Source organism: Nocardioides sp. GXQ0305 (assembly GCF_050880345.1).
GTDB lineage: Bacteria > Actinomycetota > Actinomycetes > Propionibacteriales > Nocardioidaceae > Nocardioides.
On record NZ_JBNYXG010000004.1, the window covers coordinates 280638 to 300097 of the forward strand.

Sequence of the window (19460 nt, forward strand, 5' to 3'; positions counted from 1 at the left end):
TCGGTGGCGGCGTGATCGGCTGCTCCGTCGCCTACCACCTCGCGCACGCGGGCTGGACCGACGTCGTGGTGCTCGAGCGGGACCGGCTCACGTCCGGCACCACCTGGCACGCCGCGGGCCTGATGACCTGCTTCGGGTCGACCTCGGAGACCTCGACCGCGATCCGTCTGTACTCCCGCGACCTCTACGCGCGCCTCGAGGAGGAGACCGGGCAGGCCACCGGGTTCAAGCCGGTCGGCCTGATCGAGGCGGCCGCGGACGAGGCGCGGCTCGAGGAGTACCGGCGGGTGGCGGCGTTCCAGCGCCTCCAGGGTCTCGAGGTCGAGGAGATCTCGCCGCGGGAGATGAAGGGCCTGTTCCCGTGGGCCGAGACCGACGACCTGCTCGCGGGCTTCCACGTGCCCGGCGACGGCCGGGTCAACCCCGTCGACCTGACCACCGCCCTGGCCCGGGGGGCCCGGCAGCTCGGCGTCCGGATCCTCGAGGGGGTGTCGATCGAGGACGTGCTGACCGACCGGGGCGCGGTCACCGGCGTCCGTACGTCGGCCGGCGAGACGGTCGAGGCGGAGTACGTCGTCAACTGCGCCGGCATGTGGGCCCGCGAGCTCGGGGCGCGGAACGGCCTGGTGATCCCCAACCAGTCGGCCGAGCACTACTACCTGATCACCGACACCATCGAGGGGATCGACCCCGACGCGCCGATCTTCGAGGACCCCGCGTCCTACGGCTACTACCGCGAGGAGGGCGGCGGGATGATGGTCGGCCTCTTCGAGCCGCAGGCGGCCCCGTGGAAGGTCGAGGGGGTCCCGCGTGACTTCTCCTTCGGCACGATCCCGCCCGACTGGGACCGGATGGCGCCGTTCCTCGAGCGGGCGATGGCCCGGGTGCCGGTCACCCTCGAGGTGGGGGTCCGCACCTTCTTCTGCGGCCCGGAGTCGTTCACCCCCGACCTCTCCCCCGCCGTCGGCGCGGCCCCCGGGATCCGCAACTACTTCGTGGCCGCGGGCATGAACTCGGTCGGCATCCTCTCCGCCGGCGGCCTCGGCCGGGTCCTCGCGCACTGGATCACGACCGGACGCCCGGACGTAGACGTCACCGGCTTCAACGTCGACCGGTTCCGCCCCTGGCAGGCCGACGACGGCTACCGCGCCGCCCGTACCGCCGAGATCCTCGGCACGGTGTACGCCGCGCACACCCCCGGCAAGCAGCTGCGCACCGCCCGGAACACCCTGCTCTCCCCGGTCCACGACCGGCTGGTCGGGCAGGGTGGCTACCTGCGCGAGGTGTCGGGCTGGGAGGGCGCCGACTGGTTCGCCGGCGCGGGCACCACGCCGACCGCGGAGCCGACGTGGGGCCGGGCACCGTGGTTCGAGCAGTGGGAGGCCGAGCACCGGGTCGTGCGCGAGGGCGTCGGCCTGATGGACATGAGCTTCATGGCCAAGTTCCGGGTGCAGGGACCCGGTGCGGGCGAGGTGCTCGACCGGGTCTCCGCCGGCGCGGTGGACGAGAGGGCCGAGACCATCACCTACACCCAGTGGCTCGACGACGACGGACGGATCGAGGGCGACCTGACGGTCACCAAGCTCGGCGACGACGACTTCCTCGTGGTCGCGTCCGACACCGCGCACGGGCACGCGCTGGCCTGGCTGGCCCGCCACCGCGGGGACGCCGAGCTGACCGTCACCGACGTCACGGCCGACTACGGGCAGCTGAACGTGCAGGGGCCGCGGTCGCGCGAGGTGCTCGCCGAGCTGACCGACGCCGACCTGTCGACCGAGGTGTTCGGCTTCCGCACCGCCCGCTGGATCGAGCTCGCCGGCGTCCGGCTGCTGTGCGTGCGGATCACCTACCTCGGCGAGCTGGGCTACGAGCTCTACGTGCCGGCGGCGGACACCCTCCGCGTGTACGACGAGCTGCAGGCGGCCGGGGCGGCGTACGGGCTGCGACCAGTCGGGCTCAGGGCCCTCTCCTCGCTGCGGATGGAGAAGGGAAGGGCTACCGCGACTTCGGCCACGACATCGACAACACCGACTGCCCGCTGGAGGCGGGGCTCGGCTTCGCGCTGGCCCTGGACAAGCCGGGCGGCTTCATCGGCCGGGACGCGGTGCTGGCGCGCAAGGCGGCCAACGCCCAGGCCGGCGGGATGGCGCAGCGGATCGTGCAGGTCCGGGTGCTGGACCCCGAGCCGCTGCTCTACCACGCCGAGGTCCTCCACCGCGACGGCGTGGCGGTCGGCTACGTCCGGGCGGCGTCGTACGGCTGGACACTCGGCGGGGCGGTCGGCCTGGCCATGGTCTCCGGCGGGGGCGAGCCGGTGACCCCCGACTGGCTGCGGGCCGGGACCTGGGAGGTGGACGTCGCCGGCGTGAGGCACCAGGTGGAGGTCTCACTGCGCCCGCTCTACGACCCCAGGTCGGAGCGGATCAAGGTCTGAGCCGGCCGCGGCTACCCGGCGGTAGGCTCCGGCCATGTCGTACTTCGTCACCGGCGCCACCGGCTTCATCGGCCGCTTCCTGGTCGAGGAGCTGCTCGACCACCGCGAGGGCGAGGTCCACGTGCTGGTGCGGGAGGCCTCGCTGCCCCGCCTGCAACGGATGATCGAGCGCTGGGACACCTCGCGCGTGGTCCCCGTCGTCGGCGACCTGGGCGCCGGGCTGCTCGGTGTCGACGACGCGTGGGTCGACCGGCACCGCGGCTCGATCGACCACTTCTTCCACGTCGCCGCCGTCTACGACATGACCGCCGACGACGAGACGAACGAGGCGATGAACGTCGAGGGGACGCGGCAGGCGCTGGCCCTGGCGGCGGCGCTCGACGCCGGCTGCTTCCACCAGGTCTCCTCGATCGCGGCCGCGGGTGACCACGTCGGCCACTTCGACGAGGGCATGTTCGCCGAGGGGCAGCACCTGCCGTCGCCGTACCACCGGACCAAGTACGAGTCCGAGCAGCTGGTCCGGGAGCAGACCGTCGTCCCGTGGCGGGTCTACCGGCCCGCGATCGTGGTCGGTGACAGCCAGACCGGGGTGATGGACAAGGTCGACGGCCCCTACTACTTCTTCCCGATGATGAAGGCGCTGCGGGACCGGCTGCCGGCGTGGCTGCCGCTGGTGGGGGCCGACCTCGGCGACACCAACGTGGTGCCGGTCGACTACGTCGCCAAGGCGATGGACCACCTCGCCCACCTCCCCGACCGCGACGGCGAGGCCTTCCACCTGGTCAACCCCGAGCCGCAGCCGGTGGCCGGGATGGTCAACGTGTTCTGCGCCGCGGCCGGTGCCCCGCAGTTCGCGACGCCGGTCGACCGCACCGTCACCACCGCGGGCCCGCTGGGGCTGCTCCCCCGGGCGGTCCGGCCGCTGTCGCTGCTCAACGCCTCGGTCCGCTCCGGCGCCGGCCAGCGGGTGCTCGACCAGACGCTGGGCCGGCTCGGCATGCCGGCCGAGGTGCTGGCGCACACCAGCTTCACGGCGACGTTCGACTCGCGACGCACCGAGCAGGCCCTGGCCGGCTCGGGCATCGGGGTCCCCGACCTGGAGTCCTATGCCCGCACGCTCTGGAGCTACTGGGAGGCGCACCTCGACACCTCCACCGGTCGCGACCGGGCCGCCCGGGCCGCGCTCCAGGGCAAGTACGTCGTGATCACCGGCGCCTCGTCCGGCATCGGCCAGGTGACGGCGCTCAAGGTGGCGCAGGCGGGGGGCACCCCGGTGCTCGTCGCCCGGGGCAAGGACAAGCTCGAGGAGACCCGGGCGGCGATCGAGGACCGGGGTGGGACGGCGTACGTCTTCCCGTGCGACCTGTCCGACCTCGAGGCGATCGACCGGCTGACCGAGCAGATCACCACCGAGCTGCCGTCGGTCGACTTCGTCGTCAACAACGCCGGCCGCTCCATCCGCCGTTCGCTCCGGCTCTCCCAGGACCGGTTCCACGACTTCGAGCGCACCATGCAGCTCAACTACTTCGGCGCCATCCGGCTGGTGATGGGCCTGCTGCCCGCGATGCGTCGCCAGAAGCGCGGCCACGTCGTCAACGTCTCCTCGATCGGGGTGCAGACCAACCCGCCGCGGTTCTCGGCGTACGTCGCCTCGAAGGCCGCGCTGGACTCGTGGAGCAACGTGGTCGCCTCCGAGCTGGTCGGCGACGGCATCACCTTCACCGGCATCCACATGCCGCTGGTGCGGACGCCGATGATCGCGCCGACCAAGCTCTACGACCGGTTCCCCACGATCAGCCCGGCGCAGGCGGCCGACCTGGTGATCAGGGCGATGGTCGACCGGCCCCACGAGATCAACACCCTGCTCGGCAACGCCGGCGCGGTCGCCCACACCGTGATGCCGAAGACCGCGTTCCGGATCCTCAACCTCGCCTACCAGGTGTTCCCGGACTCCGCCGCCGCCAAGGGCGACCGCTCTGAGGGCGCCTCGCCCGGCGCCCGCGAGTCCGAGCAGATCATGCTGGCGCGGGTTTTCCGGGGCGTGCACTGGTAGTGGGAGCCGGGCGCGCGACCCGGTAGCGCAGGTGGGTCGCCTCGCTGCCCTGGAGCTGGCGCACCGGGACCAGCTCGACCCGCGGGTCGTCCTCACCGAACAGCCGGCGGCCACCGCCCAGGAGCACCGGCACGAGGTGGATCTCCAGCTCGTCGAGCAACCCCGCGGCCAGCAGCGCCTGCGCCGCCCCCGCACCGTGCACGAGGATCGCGCGCCCGCCGGCGCCCGCCCGCGCCTCCGCCACGCACGTGGCGACGTCGGTGTGGAACCGCGCGGTACCCGGAGGGACGTCGCCATCCTCCACGTGGTGGGTGAGCACGTGGATCGGGACGCCGTCGTGGTGGTCGCCGTTCCAGCGTCCGGCGAGCTCGAACGTGCGCCGACCCGAGATCACCGCCCCGGTGTCCAGCGCCTCCGCGTACACCTGCCCGTCGATGCCGGGCCCGTGCCGCTCGTCCAGCCAGTTGAAGAGCCGGCCGCCGCCGCGGCCGAGCTCCTGGCCGGGTCGGTCGTCCGGCCCCGCGATGTAGCCGTCGAGCGACATCGACATGTACAACCGTGTGGGTGATCCGTGGTCCTGCGAGACATGTGCTCCTCCTCGAGCGGGTCTGGTCAGGAGTACCGACGTGTCCTGGCCCGCAGACCCACCGCCCGGCCGCCGATGAGTACCGGCGTCGGGATCGGTCGGGACGCACGAAGGATCTCGCGCCCCATGGGAGGACGACGATGAGCACCGCGTTCCTGATCACCTCACTGGTGATCGTGGCCACGCCCGGCACCGGTGCCCTCTACACGATCACCGCCGGCCTCGCCCACGGCCGGCGCGCGGCGCTGCTGGCGGCGTTCGCCGGAGTGGTCGGGACCCTGCCGCACCTCGTCGCCGCGGTCACCGGCCTCGCGGCCGTGCTCCACGCGAGCGGGGTCGCCTTCGCCGTCATCTAGTACGCCGGCGTCGCCTACCTGCTCTACATGGCGTGGACGACGTGGCGGGACAGCGGCGCGCTCTCGGTCGACACCGCGACGACGGACCAGCCGCCGGTGTCGGCGTGGAAGGTGGTCGGCAACGGGGTCACCCTCAACCTGCTGAACCCCAAGCTCACCCTGTTCTTCTTCGCGTTCCTGCCGCAGTTCGTGCCCACCGGCGAGGGCGCCGTCCCGGCGATGCTGGGTCTGAGTGCCGTCTTCGTGGCGATGACGTTCGTGGTGTTCGCCGCGTACGGGCTCGCCGCCTCCGCGGTCCGCGACCACGTGCTCGCCCGGCCACGCATCCTGGACCGCGTCCGCAAGGCGTTCGCGCTCACCTTCGCGGGACTCGGGGTCCGGCTGGCCGCCGAGTCGCGGACCTGACGACAGGCCGATCAGCCGGTCTCGACGGGGCGTGAGTCGTCGGCGACCCACTCCGACCAGCTGCCGGGGTAGAGCGCGCCCTGCAGACCGATGCTCTCCAGGGCCAGCAGGTCGTGGCAGGCCACCACCCCGCTCCCGCAGTACGCCGCGACCTCGTCGTCGTCGGTGACCCCGACCCCCGCGTAGACCTCGCGGAGCTCGGCGGCCGACCGGAACCGGCCGGAGCCGTCGAGGTTGTCGGTCGCGGGCACGTTGACCGCGCCGGGCACCCTGCCCGCGACGGGGTCGACCGGCTCGGTCTCACCGCGGAACCGCTCCGGGGCCCGCGCGTCGACCAGGACCGGCACCGTCGTCGCCGAAACCGCGTCGACGACGGGCATCGCCCCCGCCGACCCGTCGAGGTCGCCCGCTGCCCGCGGCCGTCCAGGCCCGGTCTCGACCTCGCCCACGACGTCCTGCCACGCTGTCCAGCCGCCGTCGAGCACCCGGACGGCGTCGTGCCCGTGGTGGCGCAGCAGCCACCAGCACCGCGCCGCGGCGCGGCCGCCCCAGTCGTCGTAGACCACGACCGGTCGCCCGCGGCGGACGCCGGCCCGGCGCATCGCGGCCAGGAAGGTGTCGGTCCCGGGCAGCGGGTGCCGACCGCGCGCTCCGGGCGGGTCGGCCAGCTCGGTGTCGAGGTCGACGTACGCCGCCCCCGGGACGTGGCCCGCCTCGAACTCCGGGCGACCCGGCGGACCGCCGAGCCGCCAGCGCACGTCGAGCACGACCACCTCTGGCCGCCGGTCGGCCAGCTCCTCGGGTCCGATGAGGGGGGAGACGTCCTTGACGTAGCGGTGGCAGGGCACCTGCACGTACCCGTCGCCGACGGGCGCCCGGTGGTGGAAGGACCCCTCGTCGCGCCATCCCTGCCGTGCGTAGAAGGCCCGGGCCCGCTCGTTCCCGGGGACGACCGCCAGCCACGCGCGTGGGTGGCCTTGCGCCAGGACCCGCCGCTCGGCGGCCCCCAGCAGGGTCGCGGCCAGCCCGGAGCCGCGGCGGGCCGCGTCGACGTAGACCTGGTCGACCTCGTCGGCGTCGGTCATCACGAAGCCCGCCACGTCGCCGTCGACCTCGGCCACGACCGTGTCGGGCACCCGCGCCGCCGCCCGGGCGTCGAAGGTGTCCCGGGTCCGCACGGCCACCAGCTCGCCGGGCACCCGGCCGAGGTGACCGTCCTGCCACCCGGCGTACCAGATCCGGGCCACGTCGGCGGCGTCAGCAGGGGTGGCGGGGCGGAGGCGGGCAGGCACGTCCCCAGTCTCGCGCATGACAGGATGCTGCCCCGTGGCAGAACTGCACTTCTTCACCGGAACCATGGACTCGGGCAAGAGCACGCTGGCCCTGCAGACCAACCACAACCACGCTGCACGCGGCCGGATCGGGCGGATCTTCACCACCCACGACCGCGCGGGCGAGGCGACGCTGTCGAGCCGCCTCGGGCTGACCCACGCGGCGATCGAGGTGGCGCGGGACTTCGACTTCTGGCGGTACGTCGTCCACTCGCTGACCCAGGGCGGCCGGATCGACTACCTGATCTGCGACGAGGCGCAGTTCTACACCCGCGACCAGATCGACCAGCTCGCCAAGGTCGTCGACGAGCTCCAGATCGACGTGTTCGCGTTCGGGATCCTCACCGACTTCCGCAGCCAGCTCTTCGAGGGCAGCTCGCGGCTCGTCGAGCTCGCCGACCGGATGAACGTGCTCCAGGTCGAGGCGCTGTGCTGGTGCGGGAAGCGGGCCACCCACAACGCCCGGACCGAGAACGGCGTCATGGTCACCGAGGGCGAGGTCATCGTCGTCGGCGACGTGGACACCGTCGACGAGCAGCCGGCCGAGGTAGCCTACGAGGTCCTCTGCCGCCAGCACCACCGGCGCCGGCTCACGGCCGCCCGCGCCCAGGCGGTGAGCCTGGTCCCGGAGCCCCTCCCCTTCGGGTGACGTAACGATTCCGTAGCGCTGTTACCCAAAACTGGACGAAATCAGCGTGACAGCCGGGTCCCGGACCGGGATCATGCCCACCGAGGGCTCGGGACCTGACACGTCGCGGGAACTGGGGGGAATCACATGCGCAAGACCTATCAGGTGCTGGCCAACGCCATCGCCGTGCTCGTCGTCGTCCAGGCGGGCGCCATCGCCTGGGCCTTCTTCGGCCTGACCAACGAGATCGACCAGAACGGGCTCGTGATCAACAAGGCCTGCCTCGAGAGCGAGGCCGGCTGCGGTGGCGGGTTCACGGCCGAGTGGGGCTTCGCCATCCACATGTTCTTCAACGGCACCGTCCTGATGCCGCTGGTCGCGCTCGTGCTGCTGGTGGTGTCGTTCTTCGCCAAGGTCCGGGGTGGGGTCGCACTCGCCCTGACCATCGTGGCCCTGCTCGTGCTGCAGATCGTCCTGCTGCCGATGCTGTCCCGCGAGGTCGACGCCACGTTCGGCGCGCTGCACGGCATCAACGCCCTCGTGCTGATGGGGGTCGCGGCGATGGCCGGTCGGCGGGCGGCGACGCCGAAGCAGTCGGCGACGACCGCACCGCCCGAGACCGCCACCGTCTGAGGCGTGGCGCTGCGCGGTCACCCGAGGCTGTGGCTCGCCTCGGCGGCCACCGCTGCCCTCGTGGTGCCGCTGGCCTGGTTCTGGCAGGACAGCCTGCTGCCCGACTCCTACGACATGGCCGCGATGGGCGAGGTCGACTGGGGCGGTGGTCCGCGCTCCCAGCACTCCCACCACCACGGCACGCCGGTCGCCGAGCTGACGGCGGACCTCGACCGCCCGGCCGACGTCACCGAGACGCTGACGGTGCGGCAGGAGGGCGAGGGCTACACCGTCAACGGCACCTCGCCGGGTCCGGTGCTCGAGGCCGACGTGGGTGACCTCGTCGAGGTCACGCTGGTCAACGAGAACGTCGAGGACGGGACCACCCTGCACTGGCACGGGATCGACGTGCCCAACGCCGCCGACGGCGTCGCCGGGGTCACCCAGGACGCCGTGGGCGCGGGCGAGGAGCTCACCTACCGCTTCGTGGCCGACCAGGCGGGCAGCTTCTGGTACCACTCCCACCAGGTGTCCCACGAGCAGGTCCGGCGGGGTCTGCTCGGCGCGTTCGTCGTGCACCCGAAGAACCCCGAACCCGACGTCGCCGAGCACCTGGCCGTGCTCCACGAGTACGACTCAGGGCCGACCCTGAACGGCGAGGCCGGGCCCGAGACCGTGGCCGCGTCGCCCGGCGACGAGGTCCGGGTGCGCGTGGTCAACACCGACAACGGGATCACCCCGGTGTGGGTGACCGGTGCGCCGTACCGGGTGCTCGCGGTCGACGGGACCGAGGTCAACGAGCCCGGCGAGGTCACCGACCGGTCCTACGCCCTCCCGGCGGGAGGACGGGTCGACCTGGGCGTCACGGTCCCCGAGGGCGGCGCCCGGGTCGACTTCGGCGGCACCACCGCGATGGTCCTGGGCGAGGACCCGGGTGGTGCGACGGTCGCGCCCACCGACGAGCTCGACCTCCTGTCGTACGGCGAGCCGGCCGACCCGGGCTTCGACCCGGGGGCGGCCGATCGTGAGTTCGACTACCGGATCGGCAGGCGGCCCGGCTTCCTCGACGGCGTGCCGGGGCTCTGGTGGACGGTCAACGGGAAGATGTACCCGGACGTCCCGATGTACATGGTGTCCGAGGGCGACGTGGTGGTGTTCGACGTCGAGAACGCCAGCGACGACGCCCACCCGATGCACCTCCACGGGCACCACGCCGTCGTGGTGTCGCGGGACGGCGATCCAGCGACCGGCAGCCCGTGGTGGGTGGACTCCCTGGAGGTGCGCCCCGGCGAGACGTTCCGGATCGCCTTCGTCGCCGACAACCCCGGCATCTGGATGGACCACTGCCACAACCTGCCGCACGCGGTCGAGGGGTTGGTCGCGCACCTGATGTACGACGGCGTCACCTCGTCCTACCGGGTCGGCGGCGACCTCGGCAACGAGCCGGAGTGAGCCGCGCGGCTCAGCAGACCAGCAGCGGGACCAGCATCTCGACCGGCGTGAGCGAGCCGTGGAGACCGATCAGGGTCGCCTCGTAGGGGAAGGCGTCGGAGTCGAGGACGGCGGTGTCGCCGGCGCAGGCCACGACGACGTCGCCCAGCCTCGGGCGCACCGGGGCGGAGACCTCGCCGAACCAGCCGCGGGCGATCGCCTCGTCGCGGGGCAGCACGACGGCGCGGTCGCCGAGCCGCTCCTCCCAGGTCGCCACCACGTCGGCCACCGCCCCGCCGCGCGCGTAGAGGTGGCGGAAGCGGGCCTCCCCGCCGATGAGGGCGAGCCCGTCGCGCAGCTCCGGGTGGTCGGCCACGTCGACCCTGCTCTCGGGCGGTGAGTCGACCATGCCGTGGTCGGCCACGACCACCAGCCGGACGTCGGGGGGCAGCGTCTCGCGCAGCTGCTCGGCCTCGGCGTCGACCATCGCCAGCTGCTGGAGCCAGGCGCTGGAGGCGACACCGAAGCGGTGGCCGGTCCAGTCGAGGTCGCCGTCGTACATGTAGGTGAGCGAGGGGCGCACCGCGGTGGCGGCGGCCACGGCGGCGATCCGCTCGCCCACCCGGTCGGCACCGACGAACTCCGCCCCCCGGTGGGCCGCGACGGTCAGCCCGCTCCCCCGGAACTCGCGCTTGTTGACGGCCGTGACCGCCACGCCGGCCCCGGCGAGCCGGGTGAAGGCGGTCGGGTGGGGCTGCCACTCGACCGGGTCGACGGACTTGCTCCACGCGAGCGCGTTGAGCAGGTCGTCGGTGCCGGGGATCCGTGAGGTGAAGCCGACCAGGCCGTGGGCACCGGGCGGCAGGGCGGTGCCGAGCGAGGTGAGGCTGGTCGCGGTCGTCGACGGGACCCCCACGGTGAGCGGCGGCTCGGCGTGGTCGAGGAGCGCCGCGAGCCACGGGGCCGCGTGGCGGTGTTGTCGCAACAGCTCGGAGCCCAGCCCGTCGACCAGGAAGACGACGTACGCCGTGGCGGCCGGCAGCCGCAGCCCGTCGACCGGAGGCCCGAGCGGGTGGCCCAGAGCGGTCGCGACGGCCGGGACGAGGTCGGTGAGCGAGCGGTCGTCGTAGGCAGGGGCGACGAAACCAGCCGGCCCGGCCGGACTCACGCCGGCCGCGTCCGGGCGGCGAGCGACTCGGCGAACGCGAGCAGCCGCTCGACCCCGTCGGCGCCCTCCGCGGCCGCGGAGACCCGCAGTGAGAAGTCGTCGGCCGTGATGGTCCCCGTGTAGCCGTGGTCGGCGTCGCACTCGGGGTCCTGGCACCCCGCGGGCTCCAGGTCGACCCGGCCGACGGCACCCCAGCCGATCGTCAGCATCGCCTCGGCCGGACGGCTCGGCCCGGACTCGGGGTTGGTGACCATCCGGGTCACCACGACCGACTTCACCACGGACAGCGCGATCGCCTCGGTCGAGGTCGAGGTGTAGGGCTCGGGCAGCAGGTCGTCGCCGGCGTGCTCGTCGGTGTGGGCGAGCAGCAGCCGGGTGGGGGTGAGCACGACCACCGTGAGGTGGCGGCGGACCTCGTCCCGCTCGAACGTCGGCTCGTGGTGGACGAAGAAGCCCGCCACCTCCTCGCCACCCAGCGCCGAGGCCACGCTGTCGGCGACCACCTCGGGGTAGTAGCCGGCCTTCTCGATGGCGGTGCGCAGCTCGCGACTGCGGTCGCCGTGCTGGACCAGACGGTCGCCGGTGGTGCGGGAGCGCATGAGCGCAGTCTGTCACGCCCTCCCAGAGGGGTGCCGGGAGCGTGCACAGGCGTCCCGGGTCAGCCGCCGGGCGTCGTGTCACCCGGGACGCTCGGCATCCGCCGGGCGAACCAGTCGCTGCGCGAGTCGGCGACCGGCTCGACCCGGACGCTGGCGCGGAGCACCGACGACTCGTCGGGCCCGACCAGCACCAGCGGCAGCTCCAGGGCGCTGACCTGCGGCAGGTCGTGCTGCAGCTCGGCGACCCGCAGGATCAGTCGCTCCACCTGGGAGACGTCGACCACCTCGGAGCCGCGGTAGCCGAAGAGCATCGGCGAGGCCTTGATCTCGCGGACCATGGCGGCGGCGTCCCGCTCCCCGATCGGCGGGATCCGGTAGGACCGGTCGCCGAGCAGCTCGGTCATCGGACCCGCGATCCCGAAGGACACGACCGGGCCGAACAACGGGTCCTCCATGCTGCTGATCCCGACCGGCACGCCGGGTGGTGCGTTCTTCTGCACGACGAAGCCGGCGTTGTCGGTGCTCGTGATCAGCGAGTTGAGCGAGGCCCACGCGTCCGCCATCTCCTCCGGCGTGTCGATGTTGCGCCACACGTGGGCCAGGTCGGGGCGCTCGCGCAGGTGGCCGGCGGTGGCCTTGAGGACGACGTCCCAGCCGAGCTCCTCGGCCGCCGCCTGCGCCTCCTCGAGAGTGGCCGCCTGCCGCTCGCTCCACACCCGGATGCCGTAGGCGCCGAGCAGCCGGTCGACCTCCTCCTCGGTGAGGTCCGCTCCCTCGGGGTGCCGCTTCAGCACCGCGCTCACCACGCCCCGGGCGGCCGCGGCGTCGATGTCGGCGAGGTCGAGCGGGGCACCGTCGGGGGTGCGCAACCACACGGCGTACCCGACGACGTGGGCGAGCGCCCGGACGGCCGCCTCGACGCCCGGGTACGACGGCACCGAGCCGCGGCCCGCGGACCGGCCGGCGACGTCCGGCACCCGCAACAGCTCCGGGACCCCCTCGGCGCCGAGGAACGACGACACGAGTGGTTTGTCGGACTGCTCCCCCACCGCGGCCAGCACGTTGGCGACGTCGTCGCCGGACACGTTGAGCGGCGGGATGTAGACCGCCACGACCGCGTCGACGTCGGGGTCGTCGATCGCCTCGTCGAGGGCGTCCTCGAAGTCCTCGGCGGTCGCCTCGGCCCCCAGCGCCACCGACCGGTTCACCACCAGCCCGACCTCGGCCGCGGCGTCGGTGGCCAGCAGGCCGAGCGCGTCGGAGTTGCCGACGACGGCCACCCGGCGGCCGCGCGGCAGCGGCTGGTGGGCCAGCAGCTGGGCCACGTCGAACATCTCGTCGAGGGTGTCGACCTGGATCACCCCGGCCTGCCGGAACATCGCGTCGACCGCCTGGGTCGGAGCGGCGAACCGGCGCACCATCTGGCCCATGGGCACGCCCTGGGTGGTCCGGCCCGACCGCACGGCGATGATCGGCTTGCGGAGCGAGACCCGGCGCGCGATCCGGGAGAACTTGCGCGGGTTGCCGATCGACTCCAGGTAGAGCAGCACCACCTCGGTGGCGTCGTCCTCCTCCCAGTACTGGAGCAGGTCGTTGCCGGAGACGTCGGCGCGGTTGCCGGCGCTGATGAACGTCGAGAGGCCCAGCCCCCGGTTGTTGACCTTCTCGAGGATCGCCGAGCCCAGGGCGCCGGACTGGCAGAAGAACCCGGCCCGGCCGCCGGGCGGCATCACCGTCGACAGCGACGCGTTGAGCGAGATCGCGGGTGCGGTGTTGATGATGCCGAGGCAGTTCGGCCCGATCAGCCGCAGCCCGTAGGAGCGGGACAGCCCCAGCAGCCGGCGCTGCCGCTGGCGGCCCTCGTCGCCGGTCTCGGCGAAGCCGGCGGAGATCACCACGAGCCCGTGGACTCCCTTGGCCGCGCAGTCGAGGACGACGTCCTCGACGGCCTCGGCGGGGACGGCGACCACCGCCACGTCGACGTCGTCGGGGATCTCGTTGACCGTGGCGTAGGCCGGGAGCCCCGACACGGCCTCGGAGGTCGGGTTGACGGCGTAGATCCGGCCGGTGAAGTTGCCGGTGACCAGGTTGCGCACCAGGGCGGCCCCGATGGTGTCCCGTCGCCGGCTGGCGCCGATCACGGCCACCGACCGCGGGTGGAAGAACCGGACGATCGAGGCCGCCTCGGCGCGGTGCTCGCGGGCGGTCATCACGCCGACCGAGGTGTCGGTGGGGTCGATGGGGAACTCCAGCAGCATGACGCCGTCCTCGTAGCCGCTGGCGACGTGGTAGCCGGCGTCGCGGAAGGTCCGGATCATCTTCTGGTTGTCGGGCAGCACCTCGGCCACGAACTTGTCGATCCCGCGCTCCCGCCCTGCCTGGGCGAGGTGCTCGAGCAGGAGCTGGGCGACGCCGCGGCCCTGGTGCTGGTCCTCCACGAGGAACGCGACCTCCGCCTCGCCGGGCTCGACGGTGTCGTAGCGCCCCACACCGATGATCTGGCCACCGACCAGCATCACGAACGCCACCCGGTCCCGGTGGTCCACGTGGGTGAACCGGTGGACGTCCTTCTCGGAGAGCGTCGGCATGGGTGAGAAGAACCGGTAGTACTTCGACTCGTCGGACACCCGGGAGTAGAAGTCGATGAGCAGCTCGGCGTCGTCGGGCCGGATCGGGCGCAGCTGGGCGGTCCGGCCGTCGCGCAGCAGCACGTCGGCGTCCCAGTGCCGCGGCGGCGGGACGACCTCCACGCTCTCCTGCTCGGCCTGCGACATGGCCCTGAATCTATCGGTCCCACATGACGCCCGGGTGAACCCCGGTCGTGGTCGGGACGGCCCTCGGTGGGTCGCCGCAGGATCGGGGGGTGGGGGCGGCGAGAATGGGGGAATGGCACGACGGACGACGAAGCAACCGCCCCCGGAGGACTTCGAGGAGCACATCCTCGACACCGACATCAAGGACGAGATGCAGTCGTCGTTCCTGGAGTACGCCTACTCGGTGATCTACTCCCGGGCGCTGCCCGACGCGCGGGACGGCCTCAAGCCGGTGCAGCGCCGGATCCTCTACACGATGAGCGACATGAACCTGCGGCCCGACCGCGGGCACGTGAAGTCGGCCCGCGTGGTCGGCGAGGTGATGGGACGGCTGCACCCCCACGGCGACGGGGCGATCTACGACTCCCTCGTACGCCAGGCCCAGTCGTGGACGATGCGGCTCCCGATGGTCGACGGCCACGGCAACTTCGGCTCGCCCGACGACTCACCGGCGGCGATGCGCTACACCGAGTGCCGGATGGCGCCGCCCGCGGTGGCGATGACCGACTCCCTCGAGGAGGACACGGTCGACTTCAAGCCCAACTACGACAGCCGCGAGACCGAGCCCGTCGTGCTGCCGGCCGCGATCCCCCACCTGATCGTCAACGGCACCACCGGCATCGCCGTCGGGATGGCCACCAACATCGCGCCCCACAACCTCGTCGAGGTCGTCCAGGCGCTGCGCCACCTGATCGGCCACCCGGACGCCACCGTCGACGACCTGATGCGGTTCATCCCCGGGCCCGACCTCCCGACCGGCGGCAAGATCGTCGGCCTCGACGGCATCCGCGACGCCTACGAGACCGGCAGGGGCAGCTTCCGGATGCGGGCCACGGCGCGGGTCGAGAGCGTCGGCCGCCGCAAGGGCATCGTCGTGACCGAGCTCCCCTACGGCGTCGGCACCGAGAAGGTGATCGAGCGGATCAAGGTGCTGGTGCAGGGCAAGAAGCTGCAGGGCATCGCCGACATCAAGGACCTCACCGACCGCGAGAACGGCCTGCGGCTGGTCATCGAGGTCAAGAACGGGTTCGTCCCCGAGGCGCTGCTCGAGCAGCTCTACAAGCAGACGCCGATGGAAGACTCCTTCGGCATCAACACCGTCGCGCTCGTCGACGGCCAGCCCCGGACGCTCGGCCTCAAGCAGGTGCTCGAGGTGTTCCTCGACCACCGCTACGACGTCGTACGCCGGCGGTCGCAGTTCCGTCGCGACAAGAAGGCCGAGCGGCTGCACCTCGTCGACGGCCTGCTCGTCGCGCTGCTCGACATCGACGAGGTCATCCAGGTGATCCGCAGCTCCGACGACGCGGCGGCGGCGCGGGAGCGGCTGATGGGGGTCTTCGACCTCTCCCAGCCGCAGGCCGACTACATCCTGGAGATGCAGCTGCGGCGGCTGACCCGGTTCAGCCGGATCGAGCTCGAGAAGGAGCAGGAGACCCTGCGGCGGGAGATCGAGGAGCTCGAGGCGATCCTGGCCGACCGCGAGCTGCTGCGGTCGGTCGTCGCCGAGGAGCTCTCGGCGGTCGCCACGACCTACGGGACGCCGCGGCGCACGGTGCTGCTCGCGTCGGCGGGCTCGGCGGCCGTCACGGCCGCCGCGACCCCGCTCGAGGTCGCCGACGACCCCTGCTTCGCCTACCTCTCCTCCAGCGGCCTGCTCGCCCGCTCGGGCAGCCCGGACCTGCCCGGTCAGGGCGAGACGCGGGCCAACCACGACGTGATCGTCTCGGCGGTCCGCACCACCGCTCGGGGCGACGTCGGGGTCATCACCTCGCGCGGCCGTTGCCTGCGGCTGGCGGTCCTCGACCTGCCTGCCCTGCCAGCCTCGGCGAACGACCCCAACCTCCAGGGCGGGCTCCCGCTCACCGAGATGCTGCCGCTCGACAGCGGTGAGACCGCGATCGCGCTCACGTCGCTGGCCACCGAGGGACCCGGCCTGGCGCTCGGCACCCGACAGGGGGTCGTCAAGCGGGTCAACCCCGAGGTCCTCGGTCGTGACGAGTGGGACGTGATCTCGCTCAAGGACGGCGACGAGGTCGTCGGGGCGGTCGAGCTCGCCACCGGCGACGAGGCGCTCTGCTTCGTGACCGCGCACGCGCAGCTGCTCCACTTCTCTGCCTCGCTGGTGCGCCCCCAGGGCCGGGCCGGCGGAGGCATGGCGGGGGTCAAGCTCGGGGCGGGCGATCGCGTGGTCTCGTTCACCGCGCTCGACCCGGACGCCTCGGTGCTGGTCACCGCCTCGGGCTCCGGCACGGCCCTGCCCGGCACCGAGCCGGGCGCGGTCAAGGTGACGCCGTTCTCCGAGTACCCGCCGAAGGGCCGGGCGACCGGCGGCGTCCGCTGCCACCGGTTCCTCAAGGGCGAGGACACGCTCGTCTTCGCCTGGGCCGGCGCCGCGCCGGCGCGGGCCGCGGCGACCAGCGGCGCTCCGGTCGAGCTGCCGGCGGCCGAGGGCCGCCGCGACGGCTCCGGGGTCCCCGGCACCCAGCCGCTGGCCGCGTGCGCCGGGCCGGTCGCCGTACGGCTGGCGGCGACCGCCGCTGTGGAAGGCTGACCGCATGATGCGCCGCCCGGTGCCGCTGCTGGCGGCTGCGCTCCTGGCGCTGTCCGCCTGCAGCGGAGACGACCCGGCTGACGAAGGACCGACGCCGGAGGAGGTCATGGCCGACGCGAAGGCCACCCTCGACCACACCAGCGGCGTGTCGATCACGCTCGCCACCGAGGACCTCCCCGAGGGCGTCACGGCGATCCGCCGGGCCGAGGGCGTCGGCACCCACGCCCCGGCCTTCGAGGGCACGCTCACGGTCGTGCTCTCCGGCACCGACTTCGACGTCCCCGTGGTCGCCCTCGACGGCAAGGTCTGGGCCCAGATCCCGCTCACGCCGGGCTGGTCCGACGTCGACCCGGCGGAGTACGGCGCCCCCGACCCCGCCCAGCTGATGAGCACCGACGACGGTCTCTCGTCGCTGCTGACGGCCACCACCGGACTCGAGGCCGGCGACAGCGTCCGGGGCGGCGATGACAACCGGGAGGTGCTCACCGAGTACACCGGCAGCGTTCCCGGCGACGTCGTCGACGGGGTGATCCCGAGCGCGTCCGGCGACTTCGACGCCGCCTACACCGTGACCGAGGACGGTGAGCTGCGGACGGCGCGGCTCACCGGCGTCTTCTACCCCGACACCGACCCGATGACCTACACCATCGGGTTCGACGACTACGGCTCCTCCCCCGACATCACCGCGCCATGACCGACCCCGCGGCGGGTCCCGCCGTCGCAGCGGCGGGGCGGGCGCGGCTGCTGCTCGCCCTGGCTGCCGTCGCGGTCGCGTTCGCCGCGGCCGACACCTACGTGGTCGTGCTGGCGCTGCCCGACATGATGGGCTCGGTCGGCGTCCCGATCGACCAGTTGCAGCGCGCGGCCCCGATCGTGTCCGGCTTCCTGCTCGGCTACGTCGCGATGCTGCCGATGATCGGGCGGATCGCCGACCTGCGCGGCCGGGTCCCGGTCCTGGTCGCGGCGCTGGTGCTGTTCGCCGTCGGGTCGCTGGTCACGACCCTGGCCTACGACATGCCGAGCATGGTGGCCGGCCGGTTCCTCCAGGGGGTGGGCGCCGGCGGCCTGGTCCCGGCGACCCTGGCGCTGGTGGCCGACCTCTACCCGGTCGAGCGCCGCGGGGTGCCGCTGGGCGTGGTGTCGGCGGTCCAGGAGGTCGGCAGCGTGCTGGGCCCGCTGCTCGGCGCGGTCGTGCTGGCCCTGGCCGACTGGCGCGCGATCTTCGCCCTCAACCTGGCGGTCGGCCTGGGCCTCGCCGCCACGATCAGGGCCGTGGCAGCACCCGGTGCCGACGTACGCCGGGAGGGGCGGCCCGACCTGCTCGGCGCCTCCTTGCTCCTGGTCACGCTCGCGGCGGGGGCGCTCGCGTTCACCCAGCCGCCCCCGCTGATGCGCGACCTCACGTGGGGGCAGCTCTTCATCCCCGTGGTCGGAACCGGTCGGTGGCTCACGCCCGTCGGGCTGGCCGCGGTGACCGCGCTGGTGCTGCTGGTGGTCCGCTGCGCGACCGCGGCACGGCCGCTGGTCGACGTGCGCCGGTGGGGCCGCGCGGCCCGCGACGCCGACCTGGTCGGGTCGACGCTGCTGGCCGTGGCCCTCGGCGGCGTCATCCTCGCCTTCGCTACGGCCGACCCGAGGATCCAGGTGTTCTCCGCCCAGGGACCCTGGTACCTGCTCGGGTCCGCCGTGGCCGCGGTCGCCCTGGTCGTCCACCTCCGGCGCGCCGACGCGCCACTGGTCCCCCGCGGCGCGCTGCGGCGTACGCCGGCGTGGGGCGCGGTCCTGGTCAGCTTCTTCATCGGCGCCGCGCTGGTCGCGGCCCTGATCGACATCCCGCTGTTCGCCCGGACGACGATCTACGGCGACTCCCAGCTGCTGGCCGCCCTCGTGCTGGTGCGGTTCCTGGTGGCCCTGCCGGTCGGGGCCGTCGTGGGCGGCTACCTGGTCCGGACCCTGCCGGCGGGGCTGGTGACCGCAGCCGGCATGGCGTGCGCAGCCACGGGGTTCGTGCTCATGAGCCGCTGGGGGCTGACCTCGCTCGAGGACTGGACGTCCAACGTGGCGTTGCTCGTCGGCGGCTTCGGGTTCGGGGTCGCGCTGGCCCCGGTCAACGCGGCCGTGCTCGCCTCGACCGAGGACGACGTCCACGGCCTGGCGTCCGCGCTGGTCGTGGTGTCCCGGATGGTCGGCATGCTGGTCGGCGTCTCGGCGCTCACGACGCTGGGCCTGCGGCGCTACTACGCCGAGCAGGCAGACCTGCCGAACGTCCGGGACGTGTGCGACGGCAGGAGCCGCTGCGACGCGTTCACCCTCCTGCTGAAGCAGGCCGGCATCGCCCAGGAGCAGACGGTCTTCCTGGGGGCCGCGGGCTGCGCCGTGGTGGCCGGCGTCCTCGCGCTCGTGGTGTTCCGCGGTGCGGCGACCCGGGGGGTACGGGCCCTCCCGTGAGCCCCGCGTCGTCGCCGCCCCGTGGTTCCCTGTCGGGCGACGACT

14 protein-coding genes and 2 pseudogenes are annotated in these 19460 nt (G+C 73.2%); 11 read left to right on the forward strand and 5 right to left on the reverse strand.

Going from position 1 to position 19460, the window contains the following annotated elements:
* Positions 1-11 precede the first annotated feature (11 nt).
* From ACQ1X7_RS12940 to ACQ1X7_RS12950, 3 genes and pseudogenes are all read left to right on the forward strand, one after another.
* A pseudogene (locus tag ACQ1X7_RS12940) lies at positions 12-1970 on the forward strand (GcvT family protein); the annotation flags it as partial.
* Between the two features lie 173 nt (positions 1971-2143).
* Positions 2144-2434 (forward strand): glycine cleavage T C-terminal barrel domain-containing protein, encoded by a 291-nt coding sequence (locus tag ACQ1X7_RS12945; protein ID WP_432478613.1) that lies wholly within the window; start codon positions 2144-2146, stop codon positions 2432-2434.
* Between the two features lie 34 nt (positions 2435-2468).
* Positions 2469-4487 (forward strand): SDR family oxidoreductase, encoded by a 2019-nt coding sequence (locus ACQ1X7_RS12950; RefSeq protein WP_432478614.1) that lies wholly within the window; start codon positions 2469-2471, stop codon positions 4485-4487.
* Here ACQ1X7_RS12950 and ACQ1X7_RS12955 read toward each other — a convergent pair.
* Positions 4450-5037: a dihydrofolate reductase family protein gene (locus ACQ1X7_RS12955; RefSeq protein WP_432478615.1), complete on the reverse strand. Its 588-nt coding sequence runs from the start codon at positions 5035-5037 to the stop codon at positions 4450-4452. The genes ACQ1X7_RS12950 and ACQ1X7_RS12955 overlap by 38 nt on opposite strands.
* A 176-nt stretch (positions 5038-5213) precedes the next feature.
* On the opposite strand from ACQ1X7_RS12955, the gene ACQ1X7_RS12960 reads away from it, so the two are divergent.
* Together ACQ1X7_RS12960 and ACQ1X7_RS12965 are read left to right on the forward strand one after the other, a co-directional pair.
* Complete coding sequence (locus tag ACQ1X7_RS12960) at positions 5214-5429, forward strand: LysE family transporter (protein ID WP_432478616.1); 216 nt, start codon at positions 5214-5216, stop codon at positions 5427-5429.
* 12 nt (positions 5430-5441) lie between these two features.
* Positions 5442-5834 (forward strand): annotated as a pseudogene (locus tag ACQ1X7_RS12965) (LysE family translocator); the annotation flags it as partial.
* 11 nt (positions 5835-5845) lie between these two features.
* Here the strand turns inward: ACQ1X7_RS12965 and ACQ1X7_RS12970 are convergent.
* The gene (locus ACQ1X7_RS12970) at positions 5846-7144 is read right to left on the reverse strand and encodes a GNAT family N-acetyltransferase (protein WP_432478617.1); all 1299 of its coding nucleotides are present in this window, start codon (positions 7142-7144) and stop codon (positions 5846-5848) included.
* Between the two features lie 16 nt (positions 7145-7160).
* Here ACQ1X7_RS12970 and ACQ1X7_RS12975 point away from each other — a divergent pair, with 16 nt between their 5' ends.
* The 3 genes from ACQ1X7_RS12975 to ACQ1X7_RS12985 all read left to right on the forward strand — a co-directional run bounded on the left by ACQ1X7_RS12975 (position 7161) and on the right by ACQ1X7_RS12985 (position 9857).
* Positions 7161-7814, forward strand: coding sequence for a thymidine kinase (locus ACQ1X7_RS12975; protein ID WP_432478618.1), 654 nt, complete (start codon positions 7161-7163; stop codon positions 7812-7814).
* A gap of 126 nt (positions 7815-7940) precedes the next feature.
* Positions 7941-8426 carry a hypothetical protein gene (locus ACQ1X7_RS12980; protein ID WP_432478619.1) on the forward strand — a complete coding sequence of 162 codons (486 nt, stop codon included), beginning with the start codon at positions 7941-7943 and terminating at the stop codon, positions 8424-8426.
* A 3-nt stretch (positions 8427-8429) separates the two neighbouring features.
* Positions 8430-9857: a multicopper oxidase family protein gene (locus tag ACQ1X7_RS12985; RefSeq protein WP_432478620.1), complete on the forward strand. Its 1428-nt coding sequence runs from the start codon at positions 8430-8432 to the stop codon at positions 9855-9857.
* A 10-nt stretch (positions 9858-9867) separates the two neighbouring features.
* On the opposite strand, the gene ACQ1X7_RS12990 is transcribed toward ACQ1X7_RS12985, so the two are convergent.
* From ACQ1X7_RS12990 to ACQ1X7_RS13000, 3 genes are read right to left on the reverse strand one after another with little or no spacing between them, the layout of a single operon-like run.
* A complete protein-coding gene (locus tag ACQ1X7_RS12990) occupies positions 9868-11004 on the reverse strand; it encodes an alkaline phosphatase family protein (RefSeq protein WP_432478621.1) in 1137 nt (378 codons plus the stop codon).
* Complete coding sequence (locus ACQ1X7_RS12995) at positions 11001-11603, reverse strand: DUF5998 family protein (protein WP_432478622.1); 603 nt, start codon at positions 11601-11603, stop codon at positions 11001-11003. Before ACQ1X7_RS12995 ends, ACQ1X7_RS12990 begins: the two co-directional genes overlap by 4 nt.
* Before the next feature lie 59 nt (positions 11604-11662).
* On the reverse strand, positions 11663-14377 hold the full coding sequence (locus ACQ1X7_RS13000) for a GNAT family N-acetyltransferase (RefSeq protein ID WP_432478623.1): 2715 nt from the start codon (positions 14375-14377) through the stop codon (positions 11663-11665).
* Positions 14378-14489: 112 nt separating this feature from the next.
* Between ACQ1X7_RS13000 and ACQ1X7_RS13005 the strand changes: the two genes are divergently transcribed.
* The 3 genes from ACQ1X7_RS13005 to ACQ1X7_RS13015 are packed head-to-tail and all read left to right on the forward strand — an operon-like array spanning position 14490 to position 19415.
* The gene (locus tag ACQ1X7_RS13005) at positions 14490-16967 is read left to right on the forward strand and encodes a DNA gyrase/topoisomerase IV subunit A (RefSeq protein ID WP_432478624.1); all 2478 of its coding nucleotides are present in this window, start codon (positions 14490-14492) and stop codon (positions 16965-16967) included.
* 4 nt (positions 16968-16971) lie between these two features.
* Positions 16972-17661 (forward strand): LppX_LprAFG lipoprotein, encoded by a 690-nt coding sequence (locus tag ACQ1X7_RS13010; protein ID WP_432478625.1) that lies wholly within the window; start codon positions 16972-16974, stop codon positions 17659-17661.
* The gene (locus ACQ1X7_RS13015) at positions 17658-19415 is read left to right on the forward strand and encodes an MFS transporter (protein ID WP_432478626.1); all 1758 of its coding nucleotides are present in this window, start codon (positions 17658-17660) and stop codon (positions 19413-19415) included. Before ACQ1X7_RS13010 ends, ACQ1X7_RS13015 begins: the two co-directional genes overlap by 4 nt.
* Positions 19416-19460 lie beyond the last annotated feature (45 nt).